Raw genomic sequence first — 16,191 nt, 5'->3', positions numbered from 1 at the left:
AGCGGCCAGAATAGATGGATCACACCATCAAGTGTGGGGTTGGCAGCACTTGATGTCACAGAATATTTAACAAGCAGCGCAAGACTCTGCCTCATAGCTCTGGCCCCAGGGCGAAGTGCAGCCGCAGCGGCTTGTCTTCCTCGGAGATGCCGACCGCCAGATCCAGCCTGACCTGGCCGATTGGGGTCACCCAGCGCACCCCGAAGCCGGTGCCTATCTTCCAGGCCTCGCTGTAGTCGACGGTAGCGGTGCCCGTATCCACGAACAGGGCCCCGAGCCACTTCTCGCTGAAGCGGTAGTTGTACTCCAGGCTGCCCACGCTGGTGTAGCGGCCGCCGGTCAGCTTGCCGTCCGCATCCCGCGGGGAGATGGTCTCATAGCCGTAGCCACGCACCGTCTGATCCCCACCGGTGAAGAAGCGCAGGGAGGGCGGCACCAGGGAGAAGTCGTCCCCGACGATGGCCCCCTGCTCGACCCGCATCAGGAAGCGGTGATCCTCTCCCAGGGTACGCAGCCACTTGCTGCGCCCCCACACCCGCATGAAGTTGATGTCGGATCCCCAGTAGGGGCTGGAGAACTCCATGGTCAGCTGCTGGCGATCCCCCCACTCCGGCACCAGGCCGCCGCGCACCCGCAGCCGCGACCAGGAGACACCGGGGATCAGCAAGAGGCTGTTGCCCTCGTCGCTCCCCTGCACATAGCGCTCGTTCTCGAGACGGATGAAGACGTCCCTGTCCCAGCTCTCCGGCCGCCGTTTCCAGCGGTGCACCCCGATGCTGGTGAGATCGGAGCGGGTGTCGTTGTTGTTGGTGTACTGGTAACCGGCCTGCAGCGAGTAGTAGTCCCGCAGCGGGTTGCCCACCGGGATCTGGTAGTCGAAGCTGAGCTCAGCCTCAGGCGCCGAGACCTTGGCGGTGCTGGAGAGGCTGTGGCCGTAACGGTTGACCCAGGGCTTCTCCCAGGTGGCGCTCATGCGCGGCCCCACGTCGGTGGCGTAGCCGACACCCACCTCGATCTCGTGATCGACCCGATTGGAGAGGGTCACCTGCACCGGCACCCTGTTGTTCTCGGCCTGGCTGATCATGGGCTTGATATCCACCTGCTTGAACAGCTTGGTGGAGGAGACATCCTGAGACATCTCGGCGAGGCGGATGGCGAGATAGGGCTCGCCGCTCTGGATATTGATGAGGGGCCGGATCAGGCGCAGGGCCTCAGGGGTCGCATCGTAGTGGATGTCGCCGAAGCGGTAGCGGGGGCCGGAGCGAAACAGGATATAGATCTCCGCCTTGCCCTGATCCGGGTAGACCTTGACCTGGCTCTTGCTGATCTTGGCGTCAAAGTAGCCCCGGGCCAGTCCCAGGCTGCCGAGATCCGCCTTGATGGACTCGTACATGCCGTGGTTGAGGGGATCCCCCTCCTTGAGGGGCAGCTTGTCCAGCAGGGCGCTGTAGATCTCGTCGTTGCTCGCATCCCCCTCCAGCAGGATGTCGAGGCGCGAGATCAGCACGGGTTTGCCCCTGTCTATCTCGATCACCACCTTGGCGGGGGCCTTCTTGTCCCGGTTCAGGGTGATCTTGGGCTGATAGTAGCCATAGACCTGCAGCGCTTTTTGCACTTCCTCGGTAATCCGGGTGCGCGCCGTGCGGTACTGGCGCTCCTGATAGACGGGCAGGGCGTTGAGATAAGCCTCGACGTTATCCTTCTGCTCCCCCTTCACCCCCTTGATCTGATAGGTCAGCTTGGCGGCCATGGCAGGCATCGCCAGCAGCAAGAGGCAGAGGGCGAGCAAAGCACCGAGCCCGGAACGACAATGTCGTCCGGGCGATCTGGTCCCTGCTGGCAGGAGAGGATAGCATCCTGTCAAACGTCGATTTCCCCGCATAACGTGATTAAATGGCTGTATTAATTAGAATGATAATGGGGATTGACCCCGAGAAGCGCCGCTCATCCTAGCATAACCGCTCTCGGAGCAGCAGCGCATGCCCCCATGCTTCCCTCTCTATTCTGGCAGCGGCTTGCCCCAAGCCGGGCCCCTAATCAGGGGGCGTCGGCGAAAACCCCGCCCTCAGGGGGCGAAACTGGACACTCTCTCGGCAGCCTTGGGTAAAAAAACGGCGCTGGGACCCTTTCTCGTCCCCAGGGAGTCGGGCTGCTCCCCCAATGTCTCCGCGCGACAGCCTCTGTCGGATCGGCGGTTTCCCGGCCCCTCAGAGAGTCAAGCGCTACTTGACATCATGCCTGCATCCGGCGCGCTTAGCCAGTCGCCATTTGTTCGGAAAACAAGTTTAAATCAACAACTTGAACCGAAAATCTGAAAGCATCGTTCAATCCAATCGATTTATCCCGCTGCCACTGGCGACCCCCCTGCCCCACACTGATCCCATCCATTGCAGGAGAGATCCCATGCCCATGCGTAGCGAACAGATGGCGGACTACATCGCCGACCGACTCGAATTCATCACCTTCCTGGCCTGCTGTAGCGCCCTGCTGGCCCTGCTGACTGGCATGAGCGGACAACAGGCGCTGGCCTTCACCGCCCTCAACCTGCCCTTCGGCCTCGCCCTGCTGCTGGGGATGGCCCTGCTGGCCCCCCTGCCCGCCCACTGGCGCCTGCCCGGCATTACCCTGCTGCTCGCCGGCGGCGCCCTGCTCACCCTGCAGCTCGGGGGTGAATGGCTCAACCCGCTGGCCATCTGGAGCCTCTACGCCCTGCTGGGGCTGGAGATCCTCTGGCAGGCCCGTCCCCGGGCGCGGCTGGCCGCCAACGCCCGAGGTTGAAGACAGCGCAGCTCCTCAGCCATCGGCGGCTGACGCCCCGGCCGATTTGGGGTAATCTTGCGCCCCTGGTTTTTTAGCCAACCCTGTTCAGCCATTGTCATCCGCCGAGGAGCCCCCCATGAAGAAAGCCTGTGCCCAGCACATCCTGGTCAAGACCGAGAAGCAGTGTCTCGAGATCAAGGAGAAGATCGAGAAGGGCGCCGACTTCGGCCAGATGGCCAAGCGCTTCTCCACCTGCCCGTCCGGCAAGCGCTCCGGGGATCTGGGGGAGTTCTCCAAGGGGGACATGGTCAAGGCGTTTGACGATGCCGTGTTCAAGGGGGAGCTCCTGACCGTGCTCGGCCCCGTGCGCACCAAGTTCGGCTTTCACCTCATCAAGGTGCTCTACCGCAGCTGAGCTGCGAGGCAGGGGGGGTGTTTCACCGCCCCTGCTCCCCTCGTAAATGATCCGAGCCATGCCTTGCCAACCGCCTTGCGACCCGGTTCTCCCCCTGCTACTCCCTGCGCCTTGCCGGCGTCCCCGCCGATAGCGCGATCCTATGCCGCCGCCCTGTATCGCCACCCGGACCCGGCTCTCTGCCTGCCTTTCTACCTGGCCCTCCACCGGGTCTGACTGAGCCGCCGCCGGGGTGAAAAGCTGTGCGAGATGGATTAATTTACTAACGTTATCAGGCAATTAAGTTTATCCTTCTGAGCATTGTCCATCAAAATCCGTGGATCCCTGATATGCCCAGCTATTTGTGGTGGCCCCTGCTGGCCTGGTTGCTGCCCCTGGGGGGAGCCCTCGGCAGCCGCACCCATCTCTGGCCCTGGTGGGCGGGTTTCATCCTCTGCCTGGGCGGCGCCCTCCTCAGCCTCTGCCTGCTGCTGCGCCTGCCCTGGCGCCGTCGCCGCACCACCAACCTGTGGCCGGATCTCTGGGGCATAGCCCCCCTGCTGCTGCCCCTGCTGTTCCTGGTGCAGGCGCTGCGCGCGCCGCTGACCAACGACGTCAGCACGGATCCCTACCATCCTCCCCGCCTCGCTTGGGCCGAAGAGCTCAGAACGGCGCAGGATCTGCCGATCAATCCCGCGCCCTTGCAAGCATTTACCGGCAACCCCGGTCCTCTCTATACCCAGGCGTCCCCCGCCGAGGTGCTGGCCGAGGCCGAGGAGCTGATGACTGAGCTCGGCTGGCGCGTCAGGGAGACGCCGAGCGGGCTCGACGCCGTGGTCACCAGTCCCTGGTTCGGATTCGAGGACGACGTGGCGCTGCGTATCTTCCAGGGTCCCAAGGAGACCCGAGTCGACATGCGCTCCGCCTCCCGCCAGGGCCGCAGCGATCTCGGGGTCAACCGCGCCCGGATCCTGGACTTCAAGGAGCGCCTGAACGAGCGACTCGGCCAGGCCTATAAACCCAAGATGAAAGATTGAGGTCAAGATGCGCATCGAGGTGAAACCCGATCAGGACTACGCCTGGTTTATCCGCCCCTTCTTCTGGCTGCAGAAGCGCAACTATGGCCAGGTGCTGATCCCCGGCAAGTGCTGGGGCCGTTCCCCCCGCCTGTTCGCCGCCGTGGCGACCCTGTACGGGGTCATCAACCGCAAGCGTTCCCCCATCGATCCCGTGCTGCGCTCCCTGGTCACTGTGCGGGTCTCCCAACTCAACTGGTGCCGCTTCTGCGTCGACATCAACGCCATGACGCTCATCAAGCGGGCGGGCTCCAGCGGGAAAGTCGAGGCCCTGGCCCAGTGGCGCACCAGCCCCCTGTTCGATGAGCGGGAACGGGCCGTGCTCGACTACACCGAGGCCATGACGGGGCTGGACGGGGTCAGCGACGAGCAGGCCGCACGCCTCAAGCCCTGGTTCGATGACGACGCCCTGGTGGAGCTGACCGGTCTCATCGCCTTCCAGAACATGTCCGCCAAGTTCAACGCCGCCCTCGACATAGCGCCCCAGGGCTTCTGCCAGCTGCCGGTGCAGCCCATACGCGACCCGGCACCCGATACAGCCGGCGGCGCCGAACCGGCAACCGAGCAGGTAACCCCGCCCCGGCAGGATAAACCCCAGCAATGAGTCGCTCTCGCCTGCTGTTGCTGCTGCTTATCCTGGGGTTGATCGCTACCTTCTTCGCCCTGGATCTCGGCCGCTACCTGAGCCTGCCCGAGTTACAGGCCCGCCAGGCCCATGGCGCCGCCTGGGTGGAGGCCCACTTCGGCCAGGCGGCGCTGCTGTTCCTGGCCCTCTATGTGCTCAGCACCGCCCTCTCCCTGCCCGGGGCCAGCCTGCTGACCCTGGCGGGCAGCGCCGTCTTCGGCGTCGGTTGGGGGCTGCTGCTGGTCTCCTTTGCCAGCACGCTCGGCGCCACCCTCGCCATGCTCAGCGCCCGTTTCCTGCTGCGGGACTGGGTCAGGGGGCGCTTTGGCGACCGGCTGGCCCAATTCGAGCAGGGGATGGAAAAGGATGGGGCCTTCTACCTGCTGAGCCTGCGCCTCATCCCCCTCTTCCCCTTCTTTCTGGTCAACCTGCTGATGGGGCTCACCCCCATCAGAGTCAGCACCTACTTCTGGGTGAGCCAGCTCGGCATGCTGCCGGGCACCTTCGTCTATGTGCTGGCGGGCGCTGAGCTCGCGACCCTCACCAGCACGGGCAACATCCTCTCCCCCGGCCTCATCCTGACGCTGACCCTGCTGGGGCTCATGCCCTGGCTGATGAAGGTGCTGATGCAACGACTGGCCCTGCGCCGCCTCCACGCCCCCTATCGCAAACCCGACCGCTTCGACTACAACCTTCTGGTCATCGGCGCCGGGGCCGGCGGCCTGGTGACCAGCTACATCGCCGCCGCAGTCAAGGCCAGGGTCGGGCTCATCGAACGGCACAGGATGGGCGGGGATTGCCTCCATACCGGCTGCGTCCCCTCCAAGGCGCTGATCCGAAGCGCTCGCTTCGCCGCCGAGCAGCGCCGTGCGGCCGAATTCGGCTTCACCCCAGCCCAGTCCCGGGCCGACTTCGCCGCCGTGATGGCCCGGGTGGCCGAGGTGATCAAGACCGTCGAGCCCCACGACTCGGTGGAGCGCTATCAGGGGCTGGGGGTGGAGTGCATCGAAGGCGCCGCCCGCCTCGTCTCCCCCTGGGAGCTGGAGGTGAACGGCCGGCGCCTGTCCGCTCGCCACATCGTCATCGCCACCGGCGCACGGCCCCGCGTCCCAGATCTGCCGGGGCTGGCGGAGGTTCCCTACCTTACCTCGGACAGCCTCTGGCAACTGCGGGAGGCGCCCCGCCACCTGCTGGTGTTGGGGGGCGGCCCCATTGGCTGCGAGCTGGCCCAGAGCCTGGCTCTGCTCGGGGTTCCCGTCACCCTGGTGGAGCTGGCAGATCAGCTGCTGCCGAGGGAGGAACCCGAGGTCGCGTCCCTGTTGCGGGCCCGGATGCAAGAAGACGGTGTGCGGGTACTCACCGGCTGGCGCGCCGAGCGGGTCGAGGGACGCGAAGAGGCGCTGCACCTGCACCTCACCCGGGAGGGGAAGCAAATGATCATCGAAGGGGACAGGCTCTTGCTGGCCCTCGGCCGTGTCGCCAACGTCAGCGGCTTCGGACTGGAGGAGCTGGGGATCCCCCTCTCCCCGGACGGCACCATCAGGGTCGACGAGTACCTCGCCACCCCCTATCCCAGCCTGCTGGCGGTGGGGGACGTGGCGGGACCCTATCAGTTCACCCACGTGGCCGCCCACCAGGGCTGGTACGCCGCCGTCAACGCACTCTTTGGCCCCTTCAAACGCTTCAGAGCCGACTATCGCGTGATCCCAACTGTCACCTTCACCAGCCCTGAGATCGCCCGGGTAGGGTTGAACCAGCGGGAAGCCCGTGCCCGAGGCATCCCCTTCGAACTGACCCGCTTCGAGATGGCGGAGCTCGACCGATCCATCGCCGATGGGGAACGTTCGGGATTCGTCGAGGTGCTGACGGTGCCCGGCAAGGACAGGATCCTCGGCGCTACCCTGGTAGGCGAAGCGGCCGGGGAGCGGCTAGCGGAGTTCGTGCTGGCCATGAAACAGGGGCTAGGCCTTCGCAAGATCCTCTCCTGCATTCATCCCTACCCCACCCTGGTGGAGGGGAACAAATACCTGGCTGGGACCTGGCAACGAGCCCATCAGCCCAGGCGCCTGCTGCCTTGGCTAGCCCGTTATCACCGTTGGCGCCGTGGCGTCTGAACCTATGTACGAGGTCATCATCATGCCCAAAACTCTCTCCAGGCTTCGCACCCTGCTGCGCCCCCTGCGACTGGCCGCCCTGCCCCTGCTGATGGCTGGTTCCCTGCAGGCTGCGCCGGCGGATGATCCCCAGTGGCAGCAGACCCTGCAGGAGGCGAAGGGCCAGAGCGTCTACTTCAACGCCTGGGGGGGAAGCCCTGAGATCAACGCCTACCTGCGGTGGGCGGGCACCGAGATCCAGCGCCAGTACGGGGTCAAGCTGGTGCAGGTGAAGGTGGATGACATCGCCCAGAGCGTCAGCCAGCTGCTCGCCAACCAGCAGGCGGGCAAAAACGCGGGAGGGCCCATCGACCTGCTCTGGGTCAACGGCGAGAACTTCAAGGCACTCAAGGAACAGGGGCTGCTGGGGGCACCGTTTACCAATGAGCTGCCGAACATGGCCCTGGTGGATGGGCAACTGCCGGTGACGGAGGACTTCACCGTGCCGGTGGACGGACTGGAGGCCCCCTGGGGCATAGGGCAGCTCAATCTGATGGTCAATGAGGAGGAGGTCGGCACGCACCCTACCTCGGCGGCGGCCCTGCTCGCCTGGGCCAAGGCCCACCCCGGCCGCTTCACCTATCCCAAGCCCCCCCAGTTTCACGGCTCCAGCTTTCTCAAGCAGATCCTGCTGGAGTTGACGCCGGATCCCGCGCCTCTCTACCGGGAGGCGACCGACGCCGAGTTCGATCGGCTGAGTGCCCCCCTCTGGGCCTGGCTCGATGTGCTTCACCCCAGCCTTTGGCGCAAGGGCAAGCTGTTCCCCACCGGCGCCGCCGAGACCAAGCAGTTGCTGGACGATGGCGAGCTCGCCATGGCCATCAGCTTCAATCCCTCTGAGGCCCAAAGCTCGGTACAAAACGGCACCCTGCCGCCGGGCGTCAAGGCCGTGGCCATGGCCAAGGGGGCCCTGACCAACAGTCACTTCCTCACCATCCCCTTCAACGCCAGCGCCCGGGCCGGTGCCAAGGTGGTGGCCAACTTCCTGCTGAGTCCCGCCGCCCAGGCCCGCAAGGCCGATCCCGCCGTCTGGGGGGATCCCAGCGTCTTGCGAAGGGATGCCCTACCCGCAGGCTCGGCCCCGGCCCTGCGCTTCAAGGCGCAAGCCGAACCCCACCCTAGCTGGCAGTTGCGACTGGAAGCGGCCTGGGCCGAGCGTTATGGCCATTGACCCTTTGACAAAACCCATCGAGATGGCAGCCCGCTGACCATGGGGCGCACCCTGTTCATCCTGCTCTGTGCCCTGTTGTTCGGGGCCCCCCTGGTGGGCGGCCTCTTCCTGCTGCTGGCCGAGGGTCTGGCCGTCCACAATCTACGCCTGCTGCTGGACCAGCCCGGGCTCTGGCACTCCCTCATGCTCAGTCTCTGGGTGGCGGGAGCCTCCACCCTGGGAGCCCTGCTGCTAACTGCACTGGTGCTCGCCCAGGGGGACGGGCGGCCCTGGATGTGCTGGCTGCGCCGCCTGCTCTCCCCTCTGCTGGCCATGCCCCACGTCGCCTTCGCCATCGGCTTTGCCTTCCTGCTCGCCCCCTCTGGCTGGTTTCTGCGCCTGCTCTCCCCCGCTCTCACCGGTTTCGAATTGCCGCCGGATTGGCAGAGCGTGCGCGATCCCCTCGGGCTCGGCCTCATCGCCGCCCTCATCCTCAAGGAGACCCCCTTCCTGCTGCTGATGGCGCTCTCGGCCCTGGACCCTGCCAGGGTGGCCCGCCAGCAGTGGCTTGGTCAGACCATGGGATTCAGCCCCCCCCAGATCTGGTGGCGACTGCTGCTGCCCGCCCTCTGGCCCGCCCTGCGCCTGCCCCTCTATGCGATGGCCGCCTATGGCCTGGCCGTGGTGGATATCGCCCAACTGCTGGGGCCCGATGCGCCGCCCACCCTGGCGGTGCGGCTCTGGCTCTGGTATCAGGACCCGGATCTCGGCTGGCGTGGTGTCAGCGCCAGCGGCGCCCTGCTGCTGCTGGCCGCCAACCTGCTGCTGCTCGCCGCCCTGCGGCTGCTGGAGTGGGGTCATCTGAATATGGGCAAGGCACATAGCCTCAATGGGGTGAGGCGAGCCCGCCCCCCACTCAGTCATCACTGGACCGGGTTCCTGGTGTGGAGCCTGCTCGCCATCAACCTGCTGGTGCTGGCCAGCCTGCTGCTCTGGTCCCTGACCCGGCGCTGGCCTTTTCCGGCGCTCTGGCCGAGCCAGTGGAGTGGCCAGTATTGGCAGGATCTGCTGCCGACCCTGGCCCCCCTGCTCGGGCAGAGCCTGCTGCTCGCCCTCGCCTCCGCCACCATGGCCCTGCTGCTGGTGATCCTCAGCCTGGAGGCGCAGCAGGGCCGGCGCCCCTGGCCACTCTGGCTCATCTGCCTACCCCTGCTGCTGCCACAGGCCAGCCTGCTGTTCGGCCTGCGGCTGCAAATCGACGGGCTGGGTGGGGGCATAGGCTGGGGCTGGGTGCTCTGGAGCCAACTGTTGTTCGTGACGCCCTATGTCTACCTCTGCCTGCACGGCCCCTATCGCCAGTTTGACGGTCGCCTCAGCCAGGCGGCCCTGCTGCTCGGCGCCAGCCCTTGGCGGGCCTGGTGGCGAGTGAAGGCCCCCCTGCTTGCGCGGCCGCTGCTGTTCGCCTTCGGGGTCGGGGCGGCGGTCAGCCTGGCCCAGTACCTGCCCACCCTGCTGTTCGGGGCCGGTCGGGTGGTCACCATCACCACCGAGGCGGTGGCCATCGGCAGCGGCCTCAACCGGCGGCTGGCGGGGCTCTACGGCCTGCTGCAACTGCTGCTGCCTCTTTGCGTGTATGCCCTGGTACTCTGGCTGCCCGCCCAACTCAACCCGGCGCTCAAGAGCGCCCGCTAACCCGAGACCTCCCGATGCTGCACTCCTCCCCCCTGCACCTCCATCTCGACGATCGCCTGCTGCTGGCACTGCCCGCCCTTGAGGTGGCCCCCGGCGAGGTGCTAACCCTGATGGGGCCGAGCGGCTGCGGCAAGAGCTCGCTGCTGGCGGCGCTGGCTGGTGTGCTGCCCGGCGTGCTGACGGGAAGAGGCCCGTTCCGGCTGGAGGGTGATCTGTACCTGGGTGAGCGGCGACTCACGGCGTTGCAGCCCCAACAGCGCCACATCGGCATGCTGTTCCAGGAAGATCTGCTGTTCGCCCATCTGAGCGCCGCGGAGAATCTGATGTTCGGTCTGCCCGCCCATCTCAGGGGGATGACTGCCAGACGGGAGGCAGCTCTGACGGCCCTGCACGAGGTGGGGCTGGCCGCCGAGGCCGACAAGCTGCCGGGCCAGCTCTCCGGCGGCCAGAAGGCCAGGGTCAGCCTGATGCGCACCCTGCTCGCCGAGCCCTCGGCCCTGCTGCTGGACGAGCCCTTCTCGCGCCTCGACAAACCCCTGCGCGCCGCGTTCCGCACCCAGGTATTCGAGCGCATCGCCGCGCGCCGGATCCCGGCCATACTGGTCACCCACGATGAAGAGGATGCGCCGGGCGCCATACTCAATCTCCTACCCTTCGAGGAACAAAGCCTTGCTTGATCGCCATATCATTCCCCTTATTCGTCGCCCCCTTGCGCTCATGGCCGGCCCCCTGTGCCGGGCCGGGGTGAGCGCCAACCAGATAAGCCTCGCCGGCTTTGCCATCGGCATGCTGGCCCTGCCGCTGCTGGCGCTGGAGCTGCACGGCTGGGCCCTGCTCGCCATCCTCACGAACCGGCTGCTGGACGGGCTGGATGGCGCAGTGGCGCGCCTGAATGGCATCACAGACTGCGGCGGCTTCCTCGACATCACGCTGGATTTCATCTTCTACGCCGCCGTGGTGCTGGGATTTGCCCTCACAACCCCCGCCAATGCCCTGCCCGCCGCCACCCTGCTGTTCGCCTTCATGGGCACGGGGTCTAGCTTCCTGGCCTTTGCCATCATGGCGGGCAAACGGGGGATCGAGAATCCCGTCTATCACCACAAGTCCCTCTACTATCTCGGCGGCCTCACCGAGGGGAGCGAGACCCTAGCCCTGTTCGTGCTGATGTGCCTCTGGCCCGTCGCCTTCCCGGCGCTTGCCTACGGCTTCGCCCTGCTCTGCCTCATCACCACGCTCACCCGGCTCTGGAGCGGTTATCACACCCTGCGGGACTAGATTCATTTGAGAGGTGGCGATGCGACTCGGCACTTGCGCACCGGCGCCAATGCTCTACCATGACGACACTCAGTTTCAGGCCTTTTGAGATCCCTATGCACCGCCTTGTCTGCCTTCTCACCCTCTCCGCCCTGCCGCTGCTCCAGAGCTGCAGCAGCACACCGGCACCCAAGCCCGTGGTCAAGCCACAGCCCAACAGCGCCTTCATCAATCAGACGCCGCCGAGCAAACCGATGTACAGCCAGGAGGTCAGCAAGGGGGATTTCGCCAATCGCCCGAACGTGGACAGGTTCGTGCAGCGCATGGTGCAGAAGCACGGCTTCAACGACGCCGAGCTGCATCAGGTACTGGCCCAGGCCCAGCGCTATGACTGGATCATCCGTCTGATGGATGCCCAGGCCCCGACCAGCACGCCCCCCACAGGGCCGACCGGTGCCTGGAATCGCTACCGCGCCAAGTTCATCACCCCGGACAACGTCCAGAACGGCGTCAACTTCTGGCGCGAATACGAGAGCGAGCTCAATCGGGCGCAACAGATCTACGGGGTGCCGCCGGAGATCATCGTCGGCATCATAGGGGTGGAGACCCGCTGGGGTCGGGTGATGGGCAAGACCCGCATCCTGGATGCCTTGGCGACCCTGGCGTTCGATTATCCGCGCCGGGCCGAGTTCTTCACCGGCGAGCTGGAGGCTTTCCTGGTGATGACCCGGGACGAGGGCATGGATCCCGCCGAGCCGCAGGGCTCCTACGCCGGTGCCATGGGGTATGGCCAGTTCATGCCATCCAGCTTCCGCAGCTATGCGGTGGACTTCAACGGCAACGGTCACACCAACCTCTGGGATCCGGTGGATGCCATCGGCAGCGTCGCCAACTACTTCAAGGCCCACGGCTGGGAGAAGGGACAACCGGTGGCAGTGCGCGGCCAGGGCCAGTTGCCCGGCTATGAACACGGCTTCCAGACCCGCTACCCGGTCGCCACCCTGCGCGGTGCCGGCCTCGCCCCCATCGCATCCCTGGGCAACCACAAGGAGGCGAGCCTGCTGCGTCTGGACGTGGGGACCGGCTATCAATATTGGTACGGCCTGCCGAACTTCTACGCCATCACCCGCTACAACCACAGCACCCACTACGCCATGGCGGTGTGGCAGCTGGGTCTGGCGGTCAGGGATGCCAAGGGCAGTTATTGATCATCCTGCTAAAGCGTAAAAACGGGCCATCAGGCCCGTTTTGCTATTCGTTCTCCAGCAGCCAGCGCTTGAGCAAGGCCGCCAATTGCGTCTGCTCAGACTCGCTAAGCGGTGCCAGCAGGCGCTGCTCGTTCGCCACGTGCCGCTCCACCGCCAGATCGATAAGCTCCCGTCCCTCTGCCGTCAAGCAGACCAGGAGGCTCCGCCTGTCGCTCGGGGCGGCCTGCCGCTCGATAAGGCCACGCTCCGCCAGCTTGTCGAGGCGCGCCGTCATGGCCCCCGAGGTGAGCATGGCGGACTGGTAGAGCGCGGTCGGGGTCAGCGGCTCACCGGCGCGGCGCAGGGTCGCCAGAATGTCGAAGTCCGAGCCCAGCAGGCCGCACTCTTTTAGCTCTTCGTTGATCTCGCGCCCGGCGATGGCAGCCATCCGCGCCACCCGCCCAAACACCCCCATGGGGCTGCAGTCGAGATCCGGCCGCTGCCGGGCCCATTGCCCCAGCAGCTGATCCACGTGATCTGTCTCCATCATGGCTCCACTATCTTTTCATAAAGATACTTGATAATAAACCAACTCGTGGCTAATGTATCTTTACTTAAAGATACTTCTTCATGAGATAACCATGCCGCTGCTGATCGCCCTGCTCGCCCCCCTGCTGTGGGGCAGCACCTATGCCCTCGTCAGCCTCTACCTGACCGACTACTCCCCTTACTGGGTGGCGGTATGGCGAGCGCTGCCCGCCGGCGTCTTGCTGCTGTTGCTGCATCCGCGCTGGCCGCCGCTCACCTGGAGCCGCCAATTCCTGCTGGCGTTTTGCAACATCACCGCCTTCTTCGCCCTGCTGTTCGTGGCGGCCTTCCGCCTGCCAGGCGCCGTTGCGGGCACCCTGGGCGCCACCCTGCCGCTGATCCTGATGGCGCTGGCCTGGCTACAGGATGGCAAAAGACCCACCCTCAAGTGGCTGCTGCTGGGGCTGATGGGGCTGGCCGGTGTCTTGCTGCTGCTCAACCCCTCCGCCAATCTAGATCCCGTCGGGGTAGCCTGCGCCCTGCTCGCCACCGTGCTCATCGGTCAATCCAGTCGCTGGATGCAGCGCTGGCCGGTGAGCGATCTGCTGGCCCTCACTGCCTGGCAGCTGCTGCTCGGCGGCCTCATGCTGATCCCGATCGCCTGGTGGCTGGCGGGGCCCATGCCGATGCCTCACCTGGCGAGTGCCCCCGCCTTTGGCTGGCTCATCCTGCTCAACACGGCGCTCGCCTACTGGGCCTGGCTCTGGGGCCTCAAGCGTCACGGCCCCGAGGTGATGGGCATGCTGGCCCTCACCAACCCCATGGTGGCGGTGTCCCTCGGGGTGCTGATGGTGGGAGAGAGCCTGGATGGTCGCCAGTGGCTCGGCATCGGGGTGATCCTGCTCTCCCTGTTCCTGATGAAGCTGCCGGCCCGCCCCTTCTTCAAACGCTGGCAGACCCGCAAGGCCGCCACCGATAGAACTGATAACGGTTAACAGGTGCCAAAAACGACATAAAAAAAGAGGAGCCACCAGGGCTCCTCATTCACATGGGTTGATGCCAGAAAGGGTCAGACGCCGGCCTTGGCCAGGGCGGCGGAGACGATCAGCTGAGCCTCCTGCTGGATCAGGTCCAGGTGGGATTCGCCCTTGAAGCTCTCCATGTAGATCTTGTAGATGGACTCGGTACCGGAGGGGCGCGCCGCGAACCAGCCGTGTTCGGTCACGACCTTCAATCCGCCGATGGCGGCGTCGTTGCCGGGGGCCTTGGTCAGCTTGGCGAGGATGGGGTCACCCGCCAGGGTAGAGGCTTCCACCAGCGCCGGATCCAGCTTGGAGAGCACGGCTTTTTGTGCGCCGTTGGCCGGGGCATCGATGCGGCGATAGCTGGAGCGGCCGAACTTGGCCTCCAGGGCATCGTAGTGGGCCTGGGGATCCTTGCCGGTGACGGCCAGGATCTCGGCGGCCAGCAGGGCCAGGATGAAGCCATCTTTGTCGGTGGTCCAGACGGTGCCGTCTTTACGCAGGAAGGAGGCGCCTGCGCTCTCCTCGCCGCCGAAGCCGAACTCGCCGCTATAGAGGCCATCCACGAACCACTTGAAGCCGACCGGCACCTCTTTCAGGGTGCGGCCGATCTCGCCGGCGACCCGGTCGATCATGGAGGAAGAGACGAGCGTCTTGCCGACGGCGGCCTCTTTTGCCCAACCGGTTCTGTGGGTGAACAGGTACTGGATGGCCACCGCCAGGTAGTGGTTCGGGTTCATCAGGCCGGCCTTGGTGACGATGCCGTGACGGTCGTAGTCAGGATCGTTGCCAAGGGCGATGTCGAACTTGTCTTTGAGCGCGATCAGGCCCGCCATGGCGAAGGGGCTGGAGCAGTCCATCCGGATCTTGCCGTCCTTGTCCAGCGTCATAAAGGAGAAGGTCGGATCGACGCGGTAGTTGACCACCTCGATGTCGAGATCGTAACGCTTGGCGATGACGTCCCAGTAGGCGACGCCTGAGCCGCCGAGGGGGTCAACCCCTATCTTGATGCCGGCACGCTTGATGGCCGCCAGATCCAGCACGTTCTCCAGATCGTCCACATAGGGGGTGACGTAGTCGTGCTCGACAACCAGAGCGCTCTTGAGCGCCTCGGCAAAGGGCATCCGCTTCACCCCTGCGAGGTTCGCCTCCAGGATCGCATTGGCGCGATCTTCCACCCACTTGGTGATCTCACCCTCGGCGGGGCCACCGTGGGGCGGGTTGTACTTGAAGCCGCCGTCCTCCGGTGGGTTGTGGGACGGGGTGATCACCACGCCGTCTGCCAGGGCCGCCGGCTTGCCCGCCCCTTCTTTACCAGCATTGTGGCGCAGGATGGCGTGGGAGATGACCGGGGTCGGCGTGAAGCCGAGGCCGGCCTGGATGCGGGTCTCGACCCCGTTGGCCGCCAGCACCTCCACCGCGCTGGCGAAGGCGGACTCCGACAGGGCGTGGGTATCCATGCCCACGAACAGGGGCCCTGTGATGCCGGCCTGCTGGCGATATTCCACCAGGGCCTGAGTCACCGCCAGGATGTGAGATTCGTTGAAGGCGCTGTGCAGGGCGCTGCCGCGATGGCCGGAGGTGCCGAAGGCCACTCGCTGCTCGGGGCGGCTCATGTCCGGCTTGTTCAGGTAGTAGGCGCTGACCAGACGGGGGATGTTGGTCAGATCGCAAAGACGAGCCGGCTTGCCGGCGTGAGGATGCTGTGCCATGGCGTTTTCCTTGCTTGATGGCGGCCTTGCCTGGCAAGGCCTTGAGTCAATAAACCGTTAAACCGCTGCGCACACCCGAGCAGTCAAATCCTCGTCATAACCCATGCTGTTCATCAGCTGGGCCACCATGTTCTGTTTACGACTGGTGTTGGTATTGGTGATCACCCAGAACGGGGTATCCGGTACCTGCTTGGGCTTGGTGGTGCTGCCACTGGCCCTCAGCGCCTCCGGATCCCGGGAGAAATAGACGCGCTTGCGCCCCTTGATCTCGGTGGCCTGGGTAAAGCCCTCCGGGTTGTCCCGATAGAGGGTACTCAGCACCAGCATGAAGCGGTTGATGGACTTCTCTTCCTGCTGCAAGGTCCCGGCATCGAGCAGGGCCTGCAGCCCTTGCGCATCAGCCACCGGCTGGGGCTGAGCCTGGACTGGCGCCACGGCCTTGGCGACCGGCGTACGCTGACCGGGTTGCTCCAGCAGGCGACGCAGAATATCGGACGCACTCTCGCCGATGTGCCGGGTCTGGCTCGCGATAAAGAAGTAGAGATCGTCATCAAGCTCGATGGTTTTCATAGGGATGCGCTGGGCTCGTCGAAGTTCGGATGCGGCGATTATACATAGGCAAACCCGGCAGCCCAAGC

At 65.4% G+C, this 16,191-nt stretch carries 15 protein-coding genes; 11 read left to right on the top strand and 4 right to left on the bottom strand.

Annotated features, from left to right (window positions below):
* Positions 1 to 91: 91 nt before the first annotated feature.
* On the bottom strand, positions 92 to 1,864 hold the full coding sequence (tamA, locus tag ACT5M9_RS19465; RefSeq protein WP_457979531.1) for an autotransporter assembly complex protein TamA: 1,773 nt from the start codon (positions 1,862 to 1,864) through the stop codon (positions 92 to 94).
* Positions 1,865 to 2,403: 539 nt separating this feature from the next.
* Between tamA and ACT5M9_RS19460 the strand changes: the two genes are divergently transcribed.
* The 10 genes from ACT5M9_RS19460 to mltB all read left to right on the top strand — a co-directional run bounded on the left by ACT5M9_RS19460 (position 2,404) and on the right by mltB (position 12,312).
* Entirely contained in the window at positions 2,404 to 2,778 is a 375-nt protein-coding gene (locus ACT5M9_RS19460) for a hypothetical protein (RefSeq protein WP_438549920.1), read from the top strand.
* Between the two features lie 118 nt (positions 2,779 to 2,896).
* Positions 2,897 to 3,175, top strand: a complete 279-nt coding sequence (locus ACT5M9_RS19455) for a peptidylprolyl isomerase (protein ID WP_349921608.1) — start codon at positions 2,897 to 2,899, stop codon at positions 3,173 to 3,175.
* Positions 3,176 to 3,504: 329 nt separating this feature from the next.
* Positions 3,505 to 4,191 (top strand): DUF1499 domain-containing protein, encoded by a 687-nt coding sequence (locus tag ACT5M9_RS19450; protein WP_457979532.1) that lies wholly within the window; start codon positions 3,505 to 3,507, stop codon positions 4,189 to 4,191.
* A 7-nt stretch (positions 4,192 to 4,198) separates the two neighbouring features.
* Positions 4,199 to 4,834, top strand: a complete 636-nt coding sequence (locus ACT5M9_RS19445; RefSeq protein WP_457979534.1) for a carboxymuconolactone decarboxylase family protein — start codon at positions 4,199 to 4,201, stop codon at positions 4,832 to 4,834.
* A complete protein-coding gene (locus ACT5M9_RS19440) occupies positions 4,831 to 6,969 on the top strand; it encodes a dihydrolipoyl dehydrogenase family protein (protein WP_457979536.1) in 2,139 nt (712 codons plus the stop codon). Before ACT5M9_RS19445 ends, ACT5M9_RS19440 begins: the two co-directional genes overlap by 4 nt.
* A 22-nt stretch (positions 6,970 to 6,991) precedes the next feature.
* A complete protein-coding gene (locus ACT5M9_RS19435; RefSeq protein ID WP_457979537.1) occupies positions 6,992 to 8,179 on the top strand; it encodes an ABC transporter substrate-binding protein in 1,188 nt (395 codons plus the stop codon).
* A gap of 39 nt (positions 8,180 to 8,218) precedes the next feature.
* Complete coding sequence (locus ACT5M9_RS19430) at positions 8,219 to 9,850, top strand: ABC transporter permease (protein ID WP_457979539.1); 1,632 nt, start codon at positions 8,219 to 8,221, stop codon at positions 9,848 to 9,850.
* 14 nt (positions 9,851 to 9,864) lie between these two features.
* A complete protein-coding gene (locus ACT5M9_RS19425; protein ID WP_457979540.1) occupies positions 9,865 to 10,527 on the top strand; it encodes an ABC transporter ATP-binding protein in 663 nt (220 codons plus the stop codon).
* Entirely contained in the window at positions 10,520 to 11,125 is a 606-nt protein-coding gene (locus tag ACT5M9_RS19420) for a CDP-alcohol phosphatidyltransferase family protein (RefSeq protein WP_457979542.1), read from the top strand. Before ACT5M9_RS19425 ends, ACT5M9_RS19420 begins: the two co-directional genes overlap by 8 nt.
* 95 nt (positions 11,126 to 11,220) lie before the next feature.
* Positions 11,221 to 12,312, top strand: a complete 1,092-nt coding sequence (gene mltB, locus ACT5M9_RS19415) for a lytic murein transglycosylase B (RefSeq protein WP_457979544.1) — start codon at positions 11,221 to 11,223, stop codon at positions 12,310 to 12,312.
* A 43-nt stretch (positions 12,313 to 12,355) separates the two neighbouring features.
* Here the strand turns inward: mltB and ACT5M9_RS19410 are convergent, their stop codons facing one another.
* Positions 12,356 to 12,838, bottom strand: coding sequence for a MarR family winged helix-turn-helix transcriptional regulator (locus ACT5M9_RS19410; RefSeq protein ID WP_457980601.1), 483 nt, complete (start codon positions 12,836 to 12,838; stop codon positions 12,356 to 12,358).
* A gap of 94 nt (positions 12,839 to 12,932) precedes the next feature.
* On the opposite strand from ACT5M9_RS19410, the gene ACT5M9_RS19405 reads away from it, so the two are divergent.
* On the top strand, positions 12,933 to 13,814 hold the full coding sequence (locus ACT5M9_RS19405; protein ID WP_457979546.1) for a DMT family transporter: 882 nt from the start codon (positions 12,933 to 12,935) through the stop codon (positions 13,812 to 13,814).
* A 74-nt stretch (positions 13,815 to 13,888) separates the two neighbouring features.
* Here ACT5M9_RS19405 and pgm read toward each other — a convergent pair whose 3' ends face one another.
* Together pgm and seqA are read right to left on the bottom strand one after the other, a co-directional pair.
* On the bottom strand, positions 13,889 to 15,553 hold the full coding sequence (pgm, locus tag ACT5M9_RS19400) for a phosphoglucomutase (alpha-D-glucose-1,6-bisphosphate-dependent) (RefSeq protein WP_457979548.1): 1,665 nt from the start codon (positions 15,551 to 15,553) through the stop codon (positions 13,889 to 13,891).
* 57 nt (positions 15,554 to 15,610) lie between these two features.
* The gene (gene seqA, locus ACT5M9_RS19395; protein ID WP_438549932.1) at positions 15,611 to 16,123 is read right to left on the bottom strand and encodes a replication initiation negative regulator SeqA; all 513 of its coding nucleotides are present in this window, start codon (positions 16,121 to 16,123) and stop codon (positions 15,611 to 15,613) included.
* Positions 16,124 to 16,191 lie beyond the last annotated feature (68 nt).

The organism is Aeromonas sp. AE23HZ002T15 (assembly GCF_054165525.2).
Note: the sequence above shows the minus strand (reverse complement) of the source record. Positions and strands in the feature narration are given on the sequence as shown.

Coding starts and splice junctions, on each gene's coding strand:
- ACT5M9_RS19435 (WP_457979537.1), top strand. CDS start 6,992: ATGCCCAAAACTCTCTCCAGGCTTCGCACCCTGCTGCGCCCCCTGCGA.
- ACT5M9_RS19425 (WP_457979540.1), top strand. CDS start 9,865: ATGCTGCACTCCTCCCCCCTGCACCTCCATCTCGACGATCGCCTGCTG.
- ACT5M9_RS19410 (WP_457980601.1), bottom strand. CDS start 12,838: ATGGAGACAGATCACGTGGATCAGCTGCTGGGGCAATGGGCCCGGCAG.
- ACT5M9_RS19405 (WP_457979546.1), top strand. CDS start 12,933: ATGCCGCTGCTGATCGCCCTGCTCGCCCCCCTGCTGTGGGGCAGCACC.
- ACT5M9_RS19430 (WP_457979539.1), top strand. CDS start 8,219: ATGGGGCGCACCCTGTTCATCCTGCTCTGTGCCCTGTTGTTCGGGGCC.
- pgm (WP_457979548.1), bottom strand. CDS start 15,553: ATGGCACAGCATCCTCACGCCGGCAAGCCGGCTCGTCTTTGCGATCTG.
- ACT5M9_RS19455 (WP_349921608.1), top strand. CDS start 2,897: ATGAAGAAAGCCTGTGCCCAGCACATCCTGGTCAAGACCGAGAAGCAG.
- seqA (WP_438549932.1), bottom strand. CDS start 16,123: ATGAAAACCATCGAGCTTGATGACGATCTCTACTTCTTTATCGCGAGC.
- ACT5M9_RS19440 (WP_457979536.1), top strand. CDS start 4,831: ATGAGTCGCTCTCGCCTGCTGTTGCTGCTGCTTATCCTGGGGTTGATC.
- ACT5M9_RS19450 (WP_457979532.1), top strand. CDS start 3,505: ATGCCCAGCTATTTGTGGTGGCCCCTGCTGGCCTGGTTGCTGCCCCTG.
- mltB (WP_457979544.1), top strand. CDS start 11,221: ATGCACCGCCTTGTCTGCCTTCTCACCCTCTCCGCCCTGCCGCTGCTC.
- ACT5M9_RS19460 (WP_438549920.1), top strand. CDS start 2,404: ATGCCCATGCGTAGCGAACAGATGGCGGACTACATCGCCGACCGACTC.
- ACT5M9_RS19445 (WP_457979534.1), top strand. CDS start 4,199: ATGCGCATCGAGGTGAAACCCGATCAGGACTACGCCTGGTTTATCCGC.